The organism is Streptomyces sp. NTD107, from assembly GCF_059510435.1.
The window spans coordinates 459,220-475,455 of record NZ_JCAJZV010000004.1; the positions used below are offsets into that span (position 1 = coordinate 459,220).

The window sequence follows — 16,236 nt, forward strand, 5'->3', positions numbered from 1 at the left end:
CGCCCGGATCAACGGGCGGCACAGAACCCCACGCCCGCACAACTCACCCGGCTGCGGCGGGGAGCACGTCGTCGCAACCCGCCGGCGGTGGCCGTCCCCGGGCCAGGGCCCGAACCGGGCCCGCAGCCTGGCAACGCCCAGTCGCCCGGCGCGTAACCGCCACTCACCGACGCCTGCACCGGGGTCCGCCGGCACGACGACGCCCCCGGCCAACGCTGACCGTCGCTCAGCCACCGCCCGAACCCGGCCCGCCGCCCGGCAACACGCCCCGGCCCCGGCAACACGCCCCGGCCTCGGCAACGCCGGCCGCCCGCCGCGTAACCGCCACTCAGCCGACGCCCGGGCAGAGCCCGCCCGCCCGCCCGGCGGCGTATGGCCGTCCCTGGGTCGCTGCCCAGGGGCCGGGCCCGCCGTCCAGTCCGTCCGCGCACGGCGCGAACGGTCAGCGGCGGCGTTGGGCGGCCAGGTCGGAGAGGCGCTGCTGGGCGGACGGTGGGGTGATGGGAGGCGGTCCGGACAGCGGGGGCTTGCCGAGCGGCCCCTGGGCGCCGCGCGGCGACGGCAGCGTACGGTCCCGGTCCCGGTCCCGGTCTCGCTCCCGGTCGCCCAGGTGCGCTCTGGGGGCGGGGCCACCCGCCACCGCGATCCGTACCCCCTGGTCGGCCAGCGCCTCCAGCTCCGCGCCCGCCCGGGAGGAGTCCGGCGGCGGCTGGTCGGTGACCAGGTGGGTGATCATCTCGGTGGGCACCGTCTGGAGCATGGTGTCGGCACCGATCTTGGAGTGGTCGGCGAGCACCACCACCTCCGAAGCCGCCCTGGCCAGCGCCCGGTCCACGCTCGCGGAGAGCATGTTGGAGGTGGACAGGCCGCGTTCGGCGGTGAGCCCGGCCCCGGACAGGAACGCCCGGGTGACGCGCAGCCCTTGCAGCGACTGCTCGGCGCCGCTGCCCACCAGGGCGTAGCTGGAGCCGCGCAGGGTGCCGCCGGTCATCACCACCTCCACCCGGTTGGCGTGGGCGAGGGCCTGGGCCACCAGGAGGGAGTTGGTGACCACGGTCAGCCCGGGGACCCGGGCGAGGCGGCGGGCGAGTTCCTGGGTGGTGGTGCCCGCACCGACCACGATGGCCTCACCCTCCGTCACCATGGAGGCGGCGAGTTCGGCGATCGCGGCCTTCTCCGCCGTGACGGCGAGGGAGCGTTGAGGGAATCCGGACTCCCTGGCGAACCCGCCGGGGAGGACCGCACCACCGTGCCTGCGGTCCAGCAGTCCTTCGGCCTCCAAGGCGCGGACATCGCGCCGCACGGTCACTTCGGAGGTCTGGACGACGCGGGCAAGCTCGCGGAGCGACACGGCCCCGTTGGCTCGCACCATTTCGAGAATCATCTGACGACGTTCTGCAGCGAACACGGAACCGACAGTAACCCCAATGACCGTCTGGTTTCACCAGGTTGCGGGGAATTACCGAAGTTGTCTGTACGTGCGCCCCGGGCGTGCTATATGCCAGACGCGCCCGCCGCGCGCAACCCGCGCTGACCTGTGCCTACTGTTCTTCCGCGACCTTGCTGGTCTGCAACTGTCGCGCCGTTTCGGCGAGCGAACCCGACAGAGACGGGTACACCGTGAACGCTTTTGCGATCTGTTCTACGGTCAGACTGTTGTCAACGGCGATCGAAATCGGATGAATCAGCTCGCTCGCGCGCGGAGACACCACCACCCCGCCGACGATGATTCCGGTCCCCGGACGGCAGAACAGCTTCACAAAACCGTCCCGCACCCCCTGCATCTTCGCCCGCGCGTTGCGCAGCAGCGGCAGCTTCACCACCCGCGCGTCGATCCGGCCCTCGTCCACATCCGCCTGGGTGTAACCGACGGTAGCGATCTCCGGGTCGGTGAAGATGTTCGCGGACACCGTCTTGAGGTTCAGCGGGGCCACCGCGTCGCCCAGGAAGTGGTACATCGCGATCCGCCCCTGCATCGCGGCCACCGACGCCAGCGCCAGCACCCCGGTGACATCGCCCGCCGCGTACACGCCGGGCGCCGACGTACGCGAGACCCGGTCCGTCCAGATGTGGCCCGAGTCCTTGAGCCGGACCCCGGCCTCCTCCAGGCCCATGCCGGCGGTGTTCGGGATCGCGCCGACCGCCATCAGACAGTGCGTGCCGGAGATGACCCGGCCATCGGCCAGCGTGACCTCCACCCGGTCCCCCACCCGCTTGGCGGCAGCCGCCCGCGAGCGCGCCATCACATTCATCCCGCGCCGCCGGAACACGTCCTCCAGCACGGCGGCGGCGTCCGGGTCCTCGCCCGGCAGCACCCGGTCCCGGGAGGAGACCAGGGTGACCCGCGAGCCCAGCGCCTGGTACGCCCCGGCGAACTCGGCGCCGGTGACGCCCGAGCCCACCACGATCAGTTCCTCGGGGAGCCCGTCCAGGTCGTACACCTGTGTCCAGTTGAGGATGCGCTCCCCGTCCGGCCGGGCGTCGGGGATCTCGCGCGGGTGGCCACCGGTGGCGATCAGCACGGCGTCGGCGATCAGCTCCACCTCCGTACCGTCCGGGTGGACGACGGACACCCGGCGCGATCCGTCCGGCGCCTGGTGCGGCTCCAGCCGGCCGCGCCCGGGCAGCACGGTGACCCCGGCCCGGGTGACGGAGCCGGTGATGTCCTGCGACTGGGCGAGCGCGAGCCGCTTGACGCGGCGGTTGACCTTGCCCAGATCGACCCCCAGGGCGCGCCCCTCGACGCCGTCCAGCAAGATCCCCAGCTCGTCGTGGGAGGACTCGAAGCTGGTCATGACCTCGGCGGTGGCGATCAGCGTCTTCGACGGGACGCAGTCGGTGAGCACCGAGGCGCCGCCCAGACCGTCCCGGTCGACCACGGTCACCTCCGCGCCGAGCTGCGCGGCCACCAGTGCCGCCTCGTAGCCGCCAGGTCCGCCACCGATGATCACGATCCGAGTCACATACTCCATTGTCGCTTATAACCAAACCGGAGGAGCGCCCGACCCCCTGACTGTGACCTGTCATCCGGCGGGTCCCCGGCCCGCTGCGATGCCAGTGCGAAGGCGGACAGTGGCGTACGGCTCAGCCGATGACCCGCGCCACTCCCGTACGCTCAGTTCCATGTCGCTCTACGCCGCATACGCCGGAAACCTCGACGCCCGGCTGATGGCCCGCCGCGCCAAGCACTCGCCCCTGCGCGGCACCGGCTGGATCACGGGCTGGCGGCTCACCTTCGGCGGTGAGCACATGGGGTGGGAGGGGGCGCTCGCCACCATCGTGGAGGAAGTCCCCGACGACGGCCCGGGCCCCGGGGTCTTCGTGGCGCTGTACGACATCGCGCCGATGGACGAGGACGCCATGGACCGCTGGGAGGGGGTGGGCCTGGGCATCTACCGGCGGATGCGGCTGCGGGTGCACACCCTGGACGGCGACGCGCAGGCGTGGGTCTACGTGCTCAACGGGTACGAGGGCGGGCTGCCCTCCGCCCGCTACCTCGGCGAGGTGGCGGACGCCGCCGAGTCGGCCGGGGCCCCGCACGACTATGTGATGGAACTGCGCAAACGCCCCTGCTGAGCCCACATCGGGACGCTGCCGGGCCGCGTGCGTAAGTCCGATCACCCTTTCGTCTACGCGCGTAGGCCAAACTCGGCTAGGCTCGGCCCGTGACTGCTTCAGAGATTGCGGGCCCGGCGGCGTCAGCCGACGACGCGGCGGCCCGGCTGCGCGAGTTGACCGGTGTCGACAGCCACGACGTGGCCCTGGTGATGGGCTCCGGCTGGCTCCCGGCGGCCGACGCCCTCGGCGAGGCCATCGCCGAGTTCCCCGTCACGGAACTCCCCGGCTTCCCGCCCCCCGCCGTGGCCGGCCACGCCGGCACCATCCGTTCCTACCGGCTGGGCGACAAGCGCACCCTGGTCTTCCTGGGCCGCACCCACCTGTACGAGGGCCGCGGCGTCGGCGCCGTCGTGCACGGCGTACGGACGGCGGTGGCGGCCGGCTGCAAGGTGGTCGTGCTGACCAACGGCTGTGGCGGCCTGCGCGAGGGCATGCGCACCGGCCAGCCCGTCCTCATCAGCGATCACATCAACCTCACCGCCACCTCCCCCATCACCGGCGCGAACTTCGTCGACCTCACCGATCTGTACTCGCCCCGGCTGCGGGCGCTGTGCAAGGAGATCGACCCGAGCCTGGAGGAGGGCGTGTACGTCCAGTTCCCCGGGCCGCACTACGAGACGCCGGCCGAGATCGGCATGGTGCGGGCGATCGGCGGCGACCTGGTCGGCATGTCCACCGTGCTGGAGGCCATCGCGGCGCGCGAGGCCGGCGCCGAGGTGCTCGGCATCTCCCTCGTCACCAATCTGGCCGCCGGAATCACCGGCGAACCGCTGAACCACGCGGAAGTCCTCCAAGCCGGACGCGACTCGGCCGCCCGGATGGGCACACTGCTGTCGCAGGTACTCGGACGCATCTGAGGAGCGGAAAGCGATGACCACGCAGGAGCGCAGGACGGCGGCCGAGGCATGGCTGGCGGAGGACCCCGACCCGGACACCCGCGCCGAACTGGCCGCCCTGCTGGCGGCCGGGGACGACACGGCGCTCGCGGAGCGCTTCGCCGGCACCCTCCAGTTCGGCACGGCCGGGCTGCGCGGCGAGATGGGCGCCGGCCCGATGCGGATGAACCGCGCCGTGGTCATCCGCGCGGCGGCCGGCCTGGCCGCGTACCTCACCGGCCGTGGGGAGGGTGACGGGCTGGTGGTCATCGGCTACGACGCCCGCCACAAGAGCCTGGACTTCGCCCGCGCCACCGCCGCCGTGATGGTCGGCGCGGGGCTGCGCGCCGCGCTGCTGCCGCGCGCCCTGCCCACCCCGGTCCTGGCCTACGCCATCACCCACCTGGGCGCGGTCGCCGGCATCGCCGTCACCGCCAGCCACAACCCGCCCCGGGACAACGGCTACAAGGTGTACCTGGGCGACGGCAGCCAGATCGTGCCTCCGGCGGACACCGACATCGCGGCGCGGATCGCGGCCGTCGGCGCGCTGGCGGACGTGCCGCTGGCGGCGGACGGCTGGGAAACCCTCCCGGAATCGCTGGTCACCGACTACCTCACCCGCGCCCTGACCCCGCTGACGGAGGGCACCCCCCGTACCACGCGGGTCGTGTACACCCCGATGCACGGGGTGGGCCAGTCCGTGCTGACGGCGGCGTTCGAGCGGGCCGGGTTCCCGGCCCCCACCGAGGTCCCCGCCCAGGCCGAGCCGGACCCCGACTTCCCGACCGTGGCCTTCCCCAACCCCGAAGAGCCCGGCGCGATGGACCTGGCCTTCGAGACGGCCCGTACCGTACGCCCCGACCTGGTCATCGCCAACGACCCGGACGCGGACCGCTGCGCGGTGGGCGTCCCCGACGCCTTCGCCGAGGGCGGCTGGCGGATGCTGCGCGGCGACGAGGTGGGCGCGCTGCTCGCCACCCACCTGGTACGCAATGGCCGGGGCGGCACCTTCGCCGCCTCCATCGTCTCCTCCTCCCTGACCGGCCGGATCGCGGCGGCGGCGGGTCTGCCGTACGAGGAGACCCTCACCGGCTTCAAGTGGCTGGCCCGGGTGAAGGACCTGGGCTACGGCTACGAGGAGGCCCTGGGCTACTGCGTGGACCCCGGCGGCGTCCGCGACAAGGACGGCATCACGGCAGCCCTGCTGATCGCGGAACTGGCGGCGGTGGAGAAGGAACACGGCCGCACCGTCACCGACGTCCTCGACGACCTCGCCGTGACCCACGGCCTGCACGCCACCGACCAGCTGTCGGTGCGCGTCACGGACCTCGGCGAGATCGCGGCGGCGATGAGCCGGCTGCGCGAGAACCCGCCGGCGGAGCTGGCCGGCCTCCCCGTCACCGGCGCCGAAGACCTCACCGAGGGCACGGCGGCGCTCCCCCCGACGGACGGCCTGCGCTACACCCTGGCGGGCACGGGCAGCGGCCCGGTGCGGTCGGCGCGGGTGATCGTCCGGCCCAGCGGCACCGAGCCCAAGCTCAAGGTCTACCTGGAAACCGTGCTCCCCGCCCCCGACCTGGCCACCCTCCCCGGGGTGCGCGAGACGGCCCGCACGGTCCTGACCCGGCTGAAAGCGGCGGTGTCGGACCACGCGGGCCTGTGAACTCAGCAGGTCCGCGCACGGTGGGCAGGAGTGGGCATGGGTGGGCATGGGTAGGCAGGAGCGCCTGGACGTTTTCCTCCCGCAGGTGACCACGGAGCCGAAACTCCTTGCCACACCAGTGCGATGGGCGACCGGGACGCTGATCGGTGCCCGCACCTGACGCCCTATCATCACGCCCATGGCACCTGCTGAGCTGATCCGTATCGTCTCCCGGTCCTCCCCGATGGCACTCGCCCAGGTGGAACGGGTCCGCGCCGAGCTCACCGCCCTCCACCCCGGCATCCGCACCGAGGTGGTCCCCGTCACCACCTCCGGCGACCGGTGGATGGGCGATCTCGCCGCACTCGGAGGGAAGGGCGCCTTCACCAAGGAAGTCGACGCCGCGCTCCTCGCCGGCGACGCGGACCTGGCCGTGCACTGCCTCAAGGACATCCCCGCCGACCGGCCGCTGCCGGCCGGCACCGTCTTCGCCGCCTACCTCAAGCGCGACGACGTCCGCGACGCCCTCGTCCACCCCGGCGGCCTCACCCTCGACCAACTCCCGGCGGGCACCCGGATCGGCACCTCCTCGGTACGCCGGATCGCCCAACTCGCCGCCTCCCACCCACACCTGGAGACCGTCCCGATCCGGGGCAACGCCAACTCCCGCCTGGCCAAACTGGCCGCCGGCGAGGCGGACGCGCTGCTCCTCGCCGTCTCCGGCCTGGAGCGCATCCACGAGACGGCCCGCATCACCGAGATCCTGAGCGCCGAGGCGATGTGCCCGCCGATCGGGGCCGGCATCCTCGCCCTGCAATGCCGCGAGAACGACAACGCCACCATCGACGCGGTGACCGACCTCGGCCACCACACGACTTGGCGCGAGGCCACCGCCGAGCGGATGTTCCTCCACGTCCTCCAGGGCCACTGCAACTCCCCCATCGCCGGCTACGCCCAGGCCGAACCGGACGGCCGGCTGTCCCTGCGCGGCCGGGTCTTCTCCCCGGACGGCAAACAGATGCTGGACGCCCACGAATGGGCCGGTTCCCTCAGCCCCGAAGACCTCGGCACCGCTACCGCCCTCGCCCTCAAGCGCCAGGGCGCGACCGACCTGATCGCCTCCATCCCCCACTGAGCCCGGGCGACACGGGCAGCCCCGTGTCACACGCTGTTTCCCCCTGAAACACGGCGGCCCCCGTACCGGGGAGCGGTACGGGGGCCGAGTGCGCTGTTCAGAGGGGGAGTTGGCTGTTCTTGACGGCCGAGACGAAGCACGACCAGTTGTCCGCAGGGAAAACGACTGCCGGGCCCGTGGGGTTCTTGGAGTCACGCACGGGCATCACTCCGGGGTGGCTGTCGGCCACCTCGATGCAGCCGCCTTCTCCGTTGTCACTGAAACTCGACTTACGCCAACCGTTCAGCGCCGACGCGTCAGGAATCGCCGTCATTCCCTACTCCCCTCAGAGGGTGAACTTGCCATCCTTGACCGCAGAAACGAAGCGATACCAGTCAGCCACGGGGAAGATCACCGCCGGACCGGACGGGTTCTTGGAGTCACGCACGGGCATCACGCCGGGGTGGCTGTCGGCCACCTCAATGCAGCCTCCGGCTCCGTTCTCGCTGTAGCTCGACTTACGCCAAGTGGCGAGAGCGGATGCGTCAGGAATCGCTTTCACCTTCATACCCTTTCAAGTAGGCGCGAATGAGATCGGCCGAATCACTCTGGGAAAGAGCCTTGGAACGCGCCAGGTCGAACCGTTGACTGAGATCCACGATCCGCCTCGGTGATCCTACGGGGTCGCCCGTATCAAAGCTCTCCACCAGACTGACAGTTGCTCCGTCCCGCAGCGTCAGCAGGGTGAGACTTCCACCCAACATTGGGTGCAGGCCCTCCCCAAAGGGCAACACCTGAACCGTGACATACGGTTTCTCCGCGAAACGCAGTACGTGCGCCAATTGTGCACACATCACCCTTTTGTCTTTTGTGGGACGTCGGAGTGCCGCCTCATCCATTATTGCCCAGTAATAGGGTGGTTCGATTCGGCTGAAGATGTGCTGTCGATCGATGCGACTGGCAACCCACTGATCAAGTTCCGCTCCAGACGATGGCGGAAGACCCGTTCGAAACAGCTCCCTGGCGTACTCTTCAGTCTGCATGAGCCCGGGGATATGGCTGCTCGTGAAGACCTGAATCCGGATCGCGTCCTGCTCCTTGCGGACGGTCTCACGACTGTACTGTGCTACCCGCATTTCTTGTGACAGACCGTAAAGCTCCGCCAGCGTCCCACAAGTGCCGAAGAAGTCGTCCAAAGCCCGCACCAAAGCCGTCGAGGGCTTCTGCTGTCCTTGCTCGACCCGATGGATATAGCTGTAGGAGTAGCCGCTCACCTCCTTTGACAGGCGACGGAGTGACAACCCTCGCTGCTCCCTGAGTTGCCTTACCTTTCGGCCCACTCGTACCTCTGGCGTCAGTTCTTCCTCATCGCCGGCCAATTCCACCTGCCTGCACCTCCCTTGGTCAACCAATGTCACCCAGCACGATTGGTGACAGCACCAACGTGCACAAACACGTCCACCTGGCGATGATGTAACCAGACACACATGGCCGACAGCAATGAGTTACGGCAGGTGATCCCTATGGCCAAAGCAACGGCCCCATGCCCCCCACCACATGATCCTGGGGAGGGTGAACAGGGCGCCGATTCAGGGGAGTTGGCGGATCCGGTCGAGGTACTTCTTCAGGAGGTGCGGCAGCACCTCAAGGAGATTGGGCATCGGCGGCCGAACGTACGTACCCATCGGGAGGCGTCGTGAGGGGCTTTGAGGAAAGCGGGTGGAGTCGGGCCGTGGAGATCACGGCCGACAGCGTGCGGGTGGGGGACGCGATCACCGTGGGTGGAAGGACCATGACGGTGGTGGACTTGCAGGGGTTGGCGAACGGCGGGAAGCGGGTCCGGTTCTCGACGGGGGAAAGCCTCACCCTGCACGGTCGTTCCTCGCTGACCGCGACCCGCGTCAGCCCGCCCCCGGTGCGGGCGTACCGTCGTCGGCGGGGGGATCGATGAGCCCGGTGGCGCCCGTGCCCGCGCTTCAGGTCTGGACGAGCACGCATTTCCTGACCGGCTGGACCGAGCGCGGCCGTTGTCTGATGTGCCGGAGGCGGGACCTGCCCGTGAAGTGGCTCGGGCCGGTGATCAACGGCGGACGGCACGCGCCGTTTCTGGCCTGTGAGCCGTGCACCCGAGACTTGGCGCAGTGGGTGCGGACGTATCCCGATCCCGAACCGGCTCCGCCGACCGAGCCGACCAGCCGCGGCCTGGGGCGGAGTGCTGTCACCTTCGCGGTGACGACCGCCGCGATAGCAGCCGGTGCCGCGCTGTGGTGGACAGCAAGGTGACACTCTGAACTTCCGCGTAGATCCATTATCCATGGACGCGGCGGCCCCTGTCACCGTTCTCCCGAATGATCCTTGCGCCTGATTTGCGACTTTAGGGTTGCGGAAAGCGAGCACAACACACCTCGCCAAAAGCAGGAGTTGAGAGTGGCGCACGACATTGCCGCGCTGGCGGCCGAACTCACGGACATGGCTGTCACCGATCAGCGGACCTCCATCCGCGCGAACAGCGACGATCCGGCCGATCAACTGGCGTGGCGCCGCCTGACCGCGCGGCACGGTGACCGACTCGGCGAGATCATGAACGAGTTCGGCTGGCCGACGGCGGAACTAGTCGGCGAGGACGCCGCACGGGCAGCGTGGCTGGTGGCCCAGCACGCCGACCGGCAACTCGACATCCAGCGGCGCGCCCTGGACCTGATGGCGCGCGCCGTGCCGGCGGACTCACGCGAACTGGCCTTTCTGCGCGACCGCACGCTGGTCAACGAGGGCCGCAAGCAGGTCTACGGCACGCAGATCGCGGGCGTGAAGGACGGGTCACCGGTTCCGTGGCCGTGCGAAGACCCCGAGCGTATGAACGAACTCCGTGCGGAAGTGGGTATCGAGCCCTTCGCCGACTACGTCGCGAAGTTCCCGAGGGCCTGACGGTCCTTTCCGGCGACGTCCGGCGGATCATTACCCGGCAATGGTCCGCCGAGGCCGAACGTTCTTCGGCGCGGACCTGATCACGTTCGTTCCGGGGGGCTTCAGGTCGGTGCTTCTGGACTTGAATGGGTGATGTCGGGGCCGTTCGGGAGCGGGTTCGGCTACAGGCCGTGGAACGCTTCGAGGGCGGGGAGAAGAACCGGGAGATCGCTGCCGCGTTGCGGGTCAGCGAGCGGTCGGTGGAGCGGTGGCGCCGGCAATGGCGCGAGCGCGGTGAGGCCGGGGCTCGGTGAGAAGCAGATCGCCATGCTGGAGCGGAAGTTGGAACGCGGTCCGCTGGTTCATGGCTGGGTGGATCAGCGGTGGGCCCTCGCCCGGGTGAGGACGTTGATCGCCCGGCTGATCCACGTGAGCTACGCCGTGGAGGGCACCTTGCAGCAGCCCGCCCGGCGGGCCATCGAGCGAGATGACGCGGCGGTCGAGGTCTGGAAGAAGGAGACCTGGCCGCGGGTAAGAGCATCGCGGCGGAGCGCGACGCCTGGGTGGTCTTCGAGGACGAAGCCGGGCAGTCGATGACTCCGCCGCGTGCCAGGACCTGGGACCGGATCGGCCAGACCCCCCGTCGTCCGGGTACGGAAACGCGGCTCCGGACGCGTGTCGATGGCGGGCCGTGTTCCAATTGCCGGCCTACGCCCCGGAACTCAACCCTCAGGAGGGCGTCTGGTCCCTGGTCAAGCGCCACATCGGCAATCTCGCTGTGGCCGACCTCGGCCAGATCACCCGGGCCGTGAAACGCAAGCTCAAGATGCTGCAAGTATCGGCCCGAGGTGATCGACAGCTGTCTCGCAGGCACTGGCCTGGCCCTCGAAGCATGACTGCGGGGGCTGGGGGGACCGTGAGAACGACGGTGAGGGAGGATGCACTGCCAGACCCGCACCAGAGAGCGAGGCCAACGGTGACCGAACCAGACGCGGTCGACCTGATCCACTTGAAGGACGTGGACGGCGACCACTGCATCGTGCGTGTCACCGGGCGCTACCAACCGGGGGTGCTGACCGGCCACGACGTGCTCCGGGCTGAGGTCCTGGCCCACGCCGACTTCGTCGATGCCCGCCTGGAGCTCCACCTCTTCCAGCACGACCTCGACGCCTGGAAGCAGGAACTCAACGGCTTCGCCCCTGGCACAAGCGCGCTCATCGGTGGGGACCGCGGACTCAGCCTGGTCCTCCACATGCACGAGGACCGCTCCCTGGCCGTGGCGATCAACGATCCCGACCGGCTCAGCGCAATGCTGTGGATCCGGCCGCTGGAGAACTGGATGGACGAGCACCACGACCGGCTTGAACAGGTCCGGCAGACCTGGCCCAGCGAAGTCGTGGAGACGACCCCCATGACGTACGAATGGCGTACAACCCGCCAGAGCTGAACAGCACCGCTCGTCCCGTCGAGCCGACATCACGAGTTCAAGTTCAGTTGGAGTGTCGAGCCGAGTCGCTGAGCGTGTAGTCCACGCGTGTGGGAACGCTGGGTCAACGGTGCGGATCAACAGGCCGTCGCGTTTGACGCCGCGATGCAATCCGCCGAAGCGCAAGGGATGGTCGCGGAGTTGGCCAATGATCCGGATGCTCCACTTACTGCCGATCAATCCGAGGATCTTGAGCACCTCCCAGCACGCTTCCTCGTCCGGCTCGTTGTCATCGGTGCCGCCCCGGGCTGGGAATGGGGGTGGCTCGCGCGTTCGGCATCCAGGGGTTTCAGGTCGGACTGATCGCCCGTACCAAGAGGAAGTTGGGCGTCACCGCCGCCCCCTCTGTGACGCGGGACATGCTGGGACCGATCGACGTGCTCGAATACAGTCCCAGCCCGACCGGGCCGATCACTCACGCCGCACCGACCACGGCCGACTCGGCCTCCACGCAATGGAGCTGCATGTGTTGGGCGCCGGAGATGCCGGCCCGGGGTGACGGCACGCTGCTGCTGACCACCGGCGTCCCCTCAACTGTCCCCGCACCCTTTCTGGCCAACGTCGGTATGGCCATGGCCGGCCCGCACAACTGGGCACACACCCTGCACGCCGAACTCAAGCCGCGGGGAACCCACTCGGGGACGGTGACGATCGCTTCGGGGGTCATCCCTGGCACCGGCGAGGCCGACGCTCTTGGTGACCTTGTGGTGACCCTCCTGGCGCGGTGGTAGCCGTGGCGTACGATCGGACTCCACCCGGACTCGTCCTGCCGATCAGCCAATTCGGCAATACACCTCCCGGCGAGCGCTCTCGGTCTCGGTCTCGGACTACGCGACCCGCGTAGGGTCAGCGGAATGGACGCTCGTTTCGTGGGGATGGCCCAGCTGCGCGATGACCCGGCCGTGGCGGTCGTGGTCGACGTCATGCGGGCTTTCACCGTGGCCGCCTGGGCCTTTGCCCAGGGGGCCGAGAAGATCATTCTCGCCGAGTCGCTGGACGACGCCCTGGCGGTCAAGGCTCGCCGTCCGGATCGGGTGGCGCTCAAGGACGGGCCGCCCGCGCCCGGGTTCGACCTGGTCAACTCGCCGGGCCTGCTGCGGCCCGTCGACCTTCGCGGGCGAACCGTGGTGCAGAAGACGACGGCGGGGACGGTCGGCGCCCTCGCGGTCAAGGACGCGTCGCTGGTGCTGTGCGCAAGCTTCGTCGTGGCGGAGGCGACGGCTCGGGTTCTGCGGACCCGCGAGGGCGACGGTGTCACGTTCGTGGTCACCGGCGAGGACGGGCAGGCCGAGGAGGACCTGGCCTGCGCCCAGTACATCGCCCGGCGGACCACCGAGGCCGAGACGGATGCTGCCGGGTACCTCGCCCGCGCCGCCAACTCGCTCGCCGCCGCCGAACTGACCGAGGGCGTACGACAGGGAGTTCATCCTGATGACGTCGCTCTCTGTCTTGAGCTCGACCGGTTCCCCTTCGCCATGGTGGCGGCCTTGGAAGACTCAATCATGGTCCTGCGTCCCTGCGCATGACCGTCGTCGCGCGCATTTCCCATCACGAACTAAGTACCGAGGCCAAGTGATCACAGACGAAAGCTCCAACCGGCCGCCCAGGCAGACACAGTGACTCGAAGCGGTTGGCATCGATCACATCCGGTCCAGTCTCCCGAGTCGCCTCGGATGTGGTGGGAAAAGTGTCGCCGAAGGGCTCCCGGCCGTGTCTGAACGGCACCTTTCCGTCCCCGATCGTCACCACAACACGCCTGGGCAGACCACCGGGGCCAAGCGGCCCGCGTCGGGTCGGGGCTGCGCCGGCCGGGAAGGGCGGTTTCCCCGCGAAACGCGCGGGATGGGATCCGGTGTGCGGCCAGGGGCTGCTGCGCGCCACGCCCGCCCCCACCGACGGGTCGGCCACCCGCAAACGTGGCGGGGATGCGCCCGGTCGGGACTACCCGCGTGGGAGCGAGCAACCGTCTCGGCAAAAACGGCCCCGCCGCCCACGACCCCTCCCCTTGCCGTTGTCTGTAGTGACACCCACCACCAACCGGCGAACAGGGCATGGGGGGAGCGAAACCTTCATGAGAACGGACCCGTGCCGCCGTAACCCCGCACCCGCACCCGCCCTGGGCTCCCAACAAGACAGCTCGCTCAGCCGGCCGTGTAGTGGCCCTGCTCCATGTCTTCGATGAGGCCGGGCCGGCTTGGCCGCCAGTCGAAGTGTTCGCGGGTGGCCGCACTGGACGCCGGCTGGTCGAGCGCGAGGAGGGGACCGAGGAAGCCGAAGTCGTCGGCAGGGGCGGTGGCGGTCGGCAGGTTCAGTTGGCGGCCGATGACGGCGGCGATGTCGCGGATCGGCACGCCCTCGTCGCCGACCGCGTGCAGCACCGTCCCGGCGGGGGCCACTTCCAGCGCCAGCCGGAACAGGTGGGCGGCGTCCCGGACATGGACGGCGGGCCAGCGGTTGGAGCCGTCGCCCACGTAACCGGCCACGCCCTTGTCGCGGGCGATGCCGACCAGCATGGCGATGAAGCCGGCGTCCCCTTCGCCATGTACGGAACGGGGCAGCCGCATGACGGACGAGCGGACGCCGTGGTCGGCCAGGCCGAGGGCGAGGGCGGCGTTGGCCTCCCGGCCCGCCGCCATCGAGCCGGGCTCCGCCGTGTCGCTTTCGGTCGCCACCTTCCCGGGCACCGCCGGTGTTCCGGCGGTGATGACCAGCGGCTTGCCGGTCCCTTCGAGCGCGGCGCCCAGCGTCTCGATCGCGCGCGCGTCGGTCCGGACCGCGCCCTCGAAGTCGCTGAAATCGTGCATGAACGCCAGATGGATGACGCCGTCGCAGGCCATGGCGCCGGCCCGCAGGGACTCCGGATCGGTCAGGTCACCGCGCAGCGCCTCGGCGCCGGTGGCGGTGACGGCGGCGGCCGAGGCGTCCGACCGGGCGAGGCCGAGAACCTGGTGGCCCGCGCCGATGAGTTCGGGGAGGACCGCCGAGCCGATCCAGCCGGACGCCCCCGTAACGAAAACCCGCATGCGCGCACCTCCGGTCACTGAGTGTCATCTCATCCCCGGTGATCGTGTCATGGGGCGGCGGGACCCGCACTCGGGCCGCCCCGCTCGCCGTACGCGGTCCGGCTGGCCTCGATCTCCTCGATGTGCTCGATCGCCCAGCCGGCCAGCGCCAGCGCGGGCGGGATGAGGCTGCGGCCGGTGGGCGTCAGCTCGTACTCGACGCGCGGCGGGACCTCCGGGTACGCCGTCCGGGACACCAGGCCGTCGCGCTCCAGGTTCTTCAGGGTCAGGGTGAGCATCCGCTGGGAGATGCCGGGGATCTGCCGGTGCAGATCGGTGAAGCGCAGGCGGCCCGCGTCGAGGGTGGCGACGATCAGCAGCGTCCATTTGTCGCAGATCCGGTCGAGGACGGTGCGGATGGTGCGTCCGCCGTCGCCCCGGATCATGCAGGTGTGCTCGTACCGCGACATGACAACCCCCTGTGCGTTCCGCACACGCGTGTGCCTTTTGTAAGCCTCTCCATAGTGACTCACCATGAGGCAACTTCCGTTCAGTAACTATTGCGCCGGGGAGCCCTCATGAACGTCGCTTACTGGATCGTCGCCGCGCTGCTCGCGGCCTTCTACCTCTACGCCGGCGGAATGAAGATCGCGCGGAGCCAGGAGCAGCTCCGGCCCATGATGGGCTGGGTGGACCGGGTTCCCATGCCGGCCGTCCGTGCGATCGGGACGCTGGAGGTTTTGGGCGCGGCGGGGCTGATCCTGCCGCCGCTGACCGGGGTGGCGCCCGGGCTCGCGATCGCGGCGGCGGTCGGGCTCGTCCTCATTCAGGTGGGGGGCATCGTGGTCCATGTCGCGCGCGGCGAGGCCCGGCTGATCGGGCTCAACATCGCCCTGCTGGTACTCGCCGCCGTCGCCGGATGGCTGGGGACCACCTGGCTGTGACCCAGTCGAGCCACGGCCAGCCCGAGGGCGCCCAACGAGGTGGCCGTCTCCCATCCGACGCGCCGGCCGCCAGGCAGGCCACCGATGAGGCGTTCACCGGGCTGCTGCTGGGACTCGGGGCGGTCAACACCATGGTCATCTCGGTACTCGAACGCCGGGGCGAGATCGGCCTGCGGCGCGCGCTGGGCGCTACCCGGGGGCCGATCCGCGGCCAGTTCCTGGCGGAGTGCGCACTGCTGTCGATGCTGGGCGGAGCCGGCGGGGTACTGCTGGGCACCGGGGTCACGGCGGGGTACGTGACGGCCCGGGCGTGGCCGACCGTGGTGCCGCCCCTGGCACTGGCCGGCGGGCTGGGCGTGACCCTGGCGATGGGCACGCCGGCCGGCCTCTACCCGGCCCTGCGCGCCGCCCGTCTCCCACCGACCTGGGCACTCGCCACATCCTGACCGTCGTACGCCCCCGGCCCGGTGGTACGCACCGGGCCGGGGGGTACGACGGGATCCGGCCGCGCCGGGAGGTGTCAGCAACGCAGCGCCGGGCTCCGCGGCGTCCGGTGCCGGTGCATCGCGGGTGATGTCCCAGGCCCTCGGGGCCTGGGAGGTGCCCCCTGTGCCAGGCGGCGCGGAGCAGGCGGGACTGTGACGGCACCCC

At 70.2% G+C, this 16,236-nt stretch carries 16 protein-coding genes and 2 pseudogenes; 11 read left to right on the forward strand and 7 right to left on the reverse strand.

The genetic code is table 11. The annotated features are described in order from the left end of the window. Positions 1–442 precede the first annotated feature (442 nt). Both AC5WRL_RS12105 and AC5WRL_RS12110 read right to left on the reverse strand, forming a co-directional pair. Positions 443–1,372 carry a DeoR/GlpR family DNA-binding transcription regulator gene (locus tag AC5WRL_RS12105; protein WP_496088425.1) on the reverse strand — a complete coding sequence of 310 codons (930 nt, stop codon included), beginning with the start codon at positions 1,370–1,372 and terminating at the stop codon, positions 443–445. Between the two features lie 169 nt (positions 1,373–1,541). Further along, positions 1,542–2,972 carry an NAD(P)H-quinone dehydrogenase gene (locus AC5WRL_RS12110; RefSeq protein ID WP_496088426.1) on the reverse strand — a complete coding sequence of 477 codons (1,431 nt, stop codon included), beginning with the start codon at positions 2,970–2,972 and terminating at the stop codon, positions 1,542–1,544. Positions 2,973–3,123: 151 nt separating this feature from the next. Here AC5WRL_RS12110 and AC5WRL_RS12115 point away from each other — a divergent pair, with 151 nt between their 5' ends. The 4 genes from AC5WRL_RS12115 to hemC all read left to right on the forward strand — a co-directional run bounded on the left by AC5WRL_RS12115 (position 3,124) and on the right by hemC (position 7,270). Further along, entirely contained in the window at positions 3,124–3,576 is a 453-nt protein-coding gene (locus AC5WRL_RS12115) for a gamma-glutamylcyclotransferase family protein (protein ID WP_496088427.1), read from the forward strand. Positions 3,577–3,665: 89 nt separating this feature from the next. After that, positions 3,666–4,475: a purine-nucleoside phosphorylase gene (locus AC5WRL_RS12120; protein ID WP_496088428.1), complete on the forward strand. Its 810-nt coding sequence runs from the start codon at positions 3,666–3,668 to the stop codon at positions 4,473–4,475. Positions 4,476–4,488: 13 nt separating this feature from the next. Next, positions 4,489–6,156 carry a phospho-sugar mutase gene (locus tag AC5WRL_RS12125; RefSeq protein WP_496088429.1) on the forward strand — a complete coding sequence of 556 codons (1,668 nt, stop codon included), beginning with the start codon at positions 4,489–4,491 and terminating at the stop codon, positions 6,154–6,156. A gap of 178 nt (positions 6,157–6,334) precedes the next feature. Further along, entirely contained in the window at positions 6,335–7,270 is a 936-nt protein-coding gene (hemC, locus tag AC5WRL_RS12130; RefSeq protein ID WP_496088430.1) for a hydroxymethylbilane synthase, read from the forward strand. Between the two features lie 97 nt (positions 7,271–7,367). Here hemC and AC5WRL_RS12135 read toward each other — a convergent pair whose 3' ends face one another. The 3 genes from AC5WRL_RS12135 to AC5WRL_RS12145 are packed head-to-tail and all read right to left on the reverse strand — an operon-like array spanning position 7,368 to position 8,667. After that, positions 7,368–7,583 carry a DUF397 domain-containing protein gene (locus tag AC5WRL_RS12135; protein WP_496088431.1) on the reverse strand — a complete coding sequence of 72 codons (216 nt, stop codon included), beginning with the start codon at positions 7,581–7,583 and terminating at the stop codon, positions 7,368–7,370. Positions 7,584–7,595: 12 nt separating this feature from the next. Next, entirely contained in the window at positions 7,596–7,817 is a 222-nt protein-coding gene (locus AC5WRL_RS12140) for a DUF397 domain-containing protein (protein WP_496088432.1), read from the reverse strand. Continuing rightward, on the reverse strand, positions 7,795–8,667 hold the full coding sequence (locus AC5WRL_RS12145) for a helix-turn-helix domain-containing protein (RefSeq protein WP_496088433.1): 873 nt from the start codon (positions 8,665–8,667) through the stop codon (positions 7,795–7,797). The genes AC5WRL_RS12140 and AC5WRL_RS12145 overlap by 23 nt, the downstream gene beginning before the upstream one ends. A gap of 1,009 nt (positions 8,668–9,676) precedes the next feature. On the opposite strand from AC5WRL_RS12145, the gene AC5WRL_RS12150 reads away from it, so the two are divergent. The 5 genes and pseudogenes from AC5WRL_RS12150 (at position 9,677) to AC5WRL_RS12170 (ending at position 13,165) form a co-directional block, all read left to right on the forward strand. Further along, positions 9,677–10,174, forward strand: coding sequence for a DUF6624 domain-containing protein (locus tag AC5WRL_RS12150; RefSeq protein ID WP_496088434.1), 498 nt, complete (start codon positions 9,677–9,679; stop codon positions 10,172–10,174). A gap of 125 nt (positions 10,175–10,299) precedes the next feature. Then, positions 10,300–11,049, forward strand: a pseudogene (locus tag AC5WRL_RS12155) (helix-turn-helix domain-containing protein). 80 nt (positions 11,050–11,129) lie between these two features. Beyond that, positions 11,130–11,600: a DUF5959 family protein gene (locus AC5WRL_RS12160; protein ID WP_496088435.1), complete on the forward strand. Its 471-nt coding sequence runs from the start codon at positions 11,130–11,132 to the stop codon at positions 11,598–11,600. Positions 11,601–11,899: 299 nt separating this feature from the next. Beyond that, positions 11,900–12,370, forward strand: a complete 471-nt coding sequence (locus AC5WRL_RS12165; RefSeq protein WP_496088436.1) for a Rossmann-fold NAD(P)-binding domain-containing protein — start codon at positions 11,900–11,902, stop codon at positions 12,368–12,370. 123 nt (positions 12,371–12,493) lie between these two features. Further along, positions 12,494–13,165: a 2-phosphosulfolactate phosphatase gene (locus AC5WRL_RS12170; protein ID WP_496088437.1), complete on the forward strand. Its 672-nt coding sequence runs from the start codon at positions 12,494–12,496 to the stop codon at positions 13,163–13,165. A gap of 615 nt (positions 13,166–13,780) precedes the next feature. Here the strand turns inward: AC5WRL_RS12170 and AC5WRL_RS12175 are convergent. Together AC5WRL_RS12175 and AC5WRL_RS12180 are read right to left on the reverse strand one after the other, a co-directional pair. Next, positions 13,781–14,662, reverse strand: a complete 882-nt coding sequence (locus AC5WRL_RS12175; protein ID WP_496088438.1) for an SDR family oxidoreductase — start codon at positions 14,660–14,662, stop codon at positions 13,781–13,783. A 47-nt stretch (positions 14,663–14,709) separates the two neighbouring features. Beyond that, complete coding sequence (locus AC5WRL_RS12180; protein WP_496088439.1) at positions 14,710–15,111, reverse strand: winged helix-turn-helix transcriptional regulator; 402 nt, start codon at positions 15,109–15,111, stop codon at positions 14,710–14,712. A 108-nt stretch (positions 15,112–15,219) separates the two neighbouring features. Here AC5WRL_RS12180 and AC5WRL_RS12185 point away from each other — a divergent pair, with 108 nt between their 5' ends. Beyond that, positions 15,220–15,585 (forward strand): DoxX family protein, encoded by a 366-nt coding sequence (locus AC5WRL_RS12185; RefSeq protein ID WP_496088440.1) that lies wholly within the window; start codon positions 15,220–15,222, stop codon positions 15,583–15,585. Between the two features lie 9 nt (positions 15,586–15,594). Beyond that, a pseudogene (locus AC5WRL_RS12190) lies at positions 15,595–16,031 on the forward strand (ABC transporter permease); the annotation flags it as partial. Between the last annotated feature and the right edge of the window lie 205 nt (positions 16,032–16,236).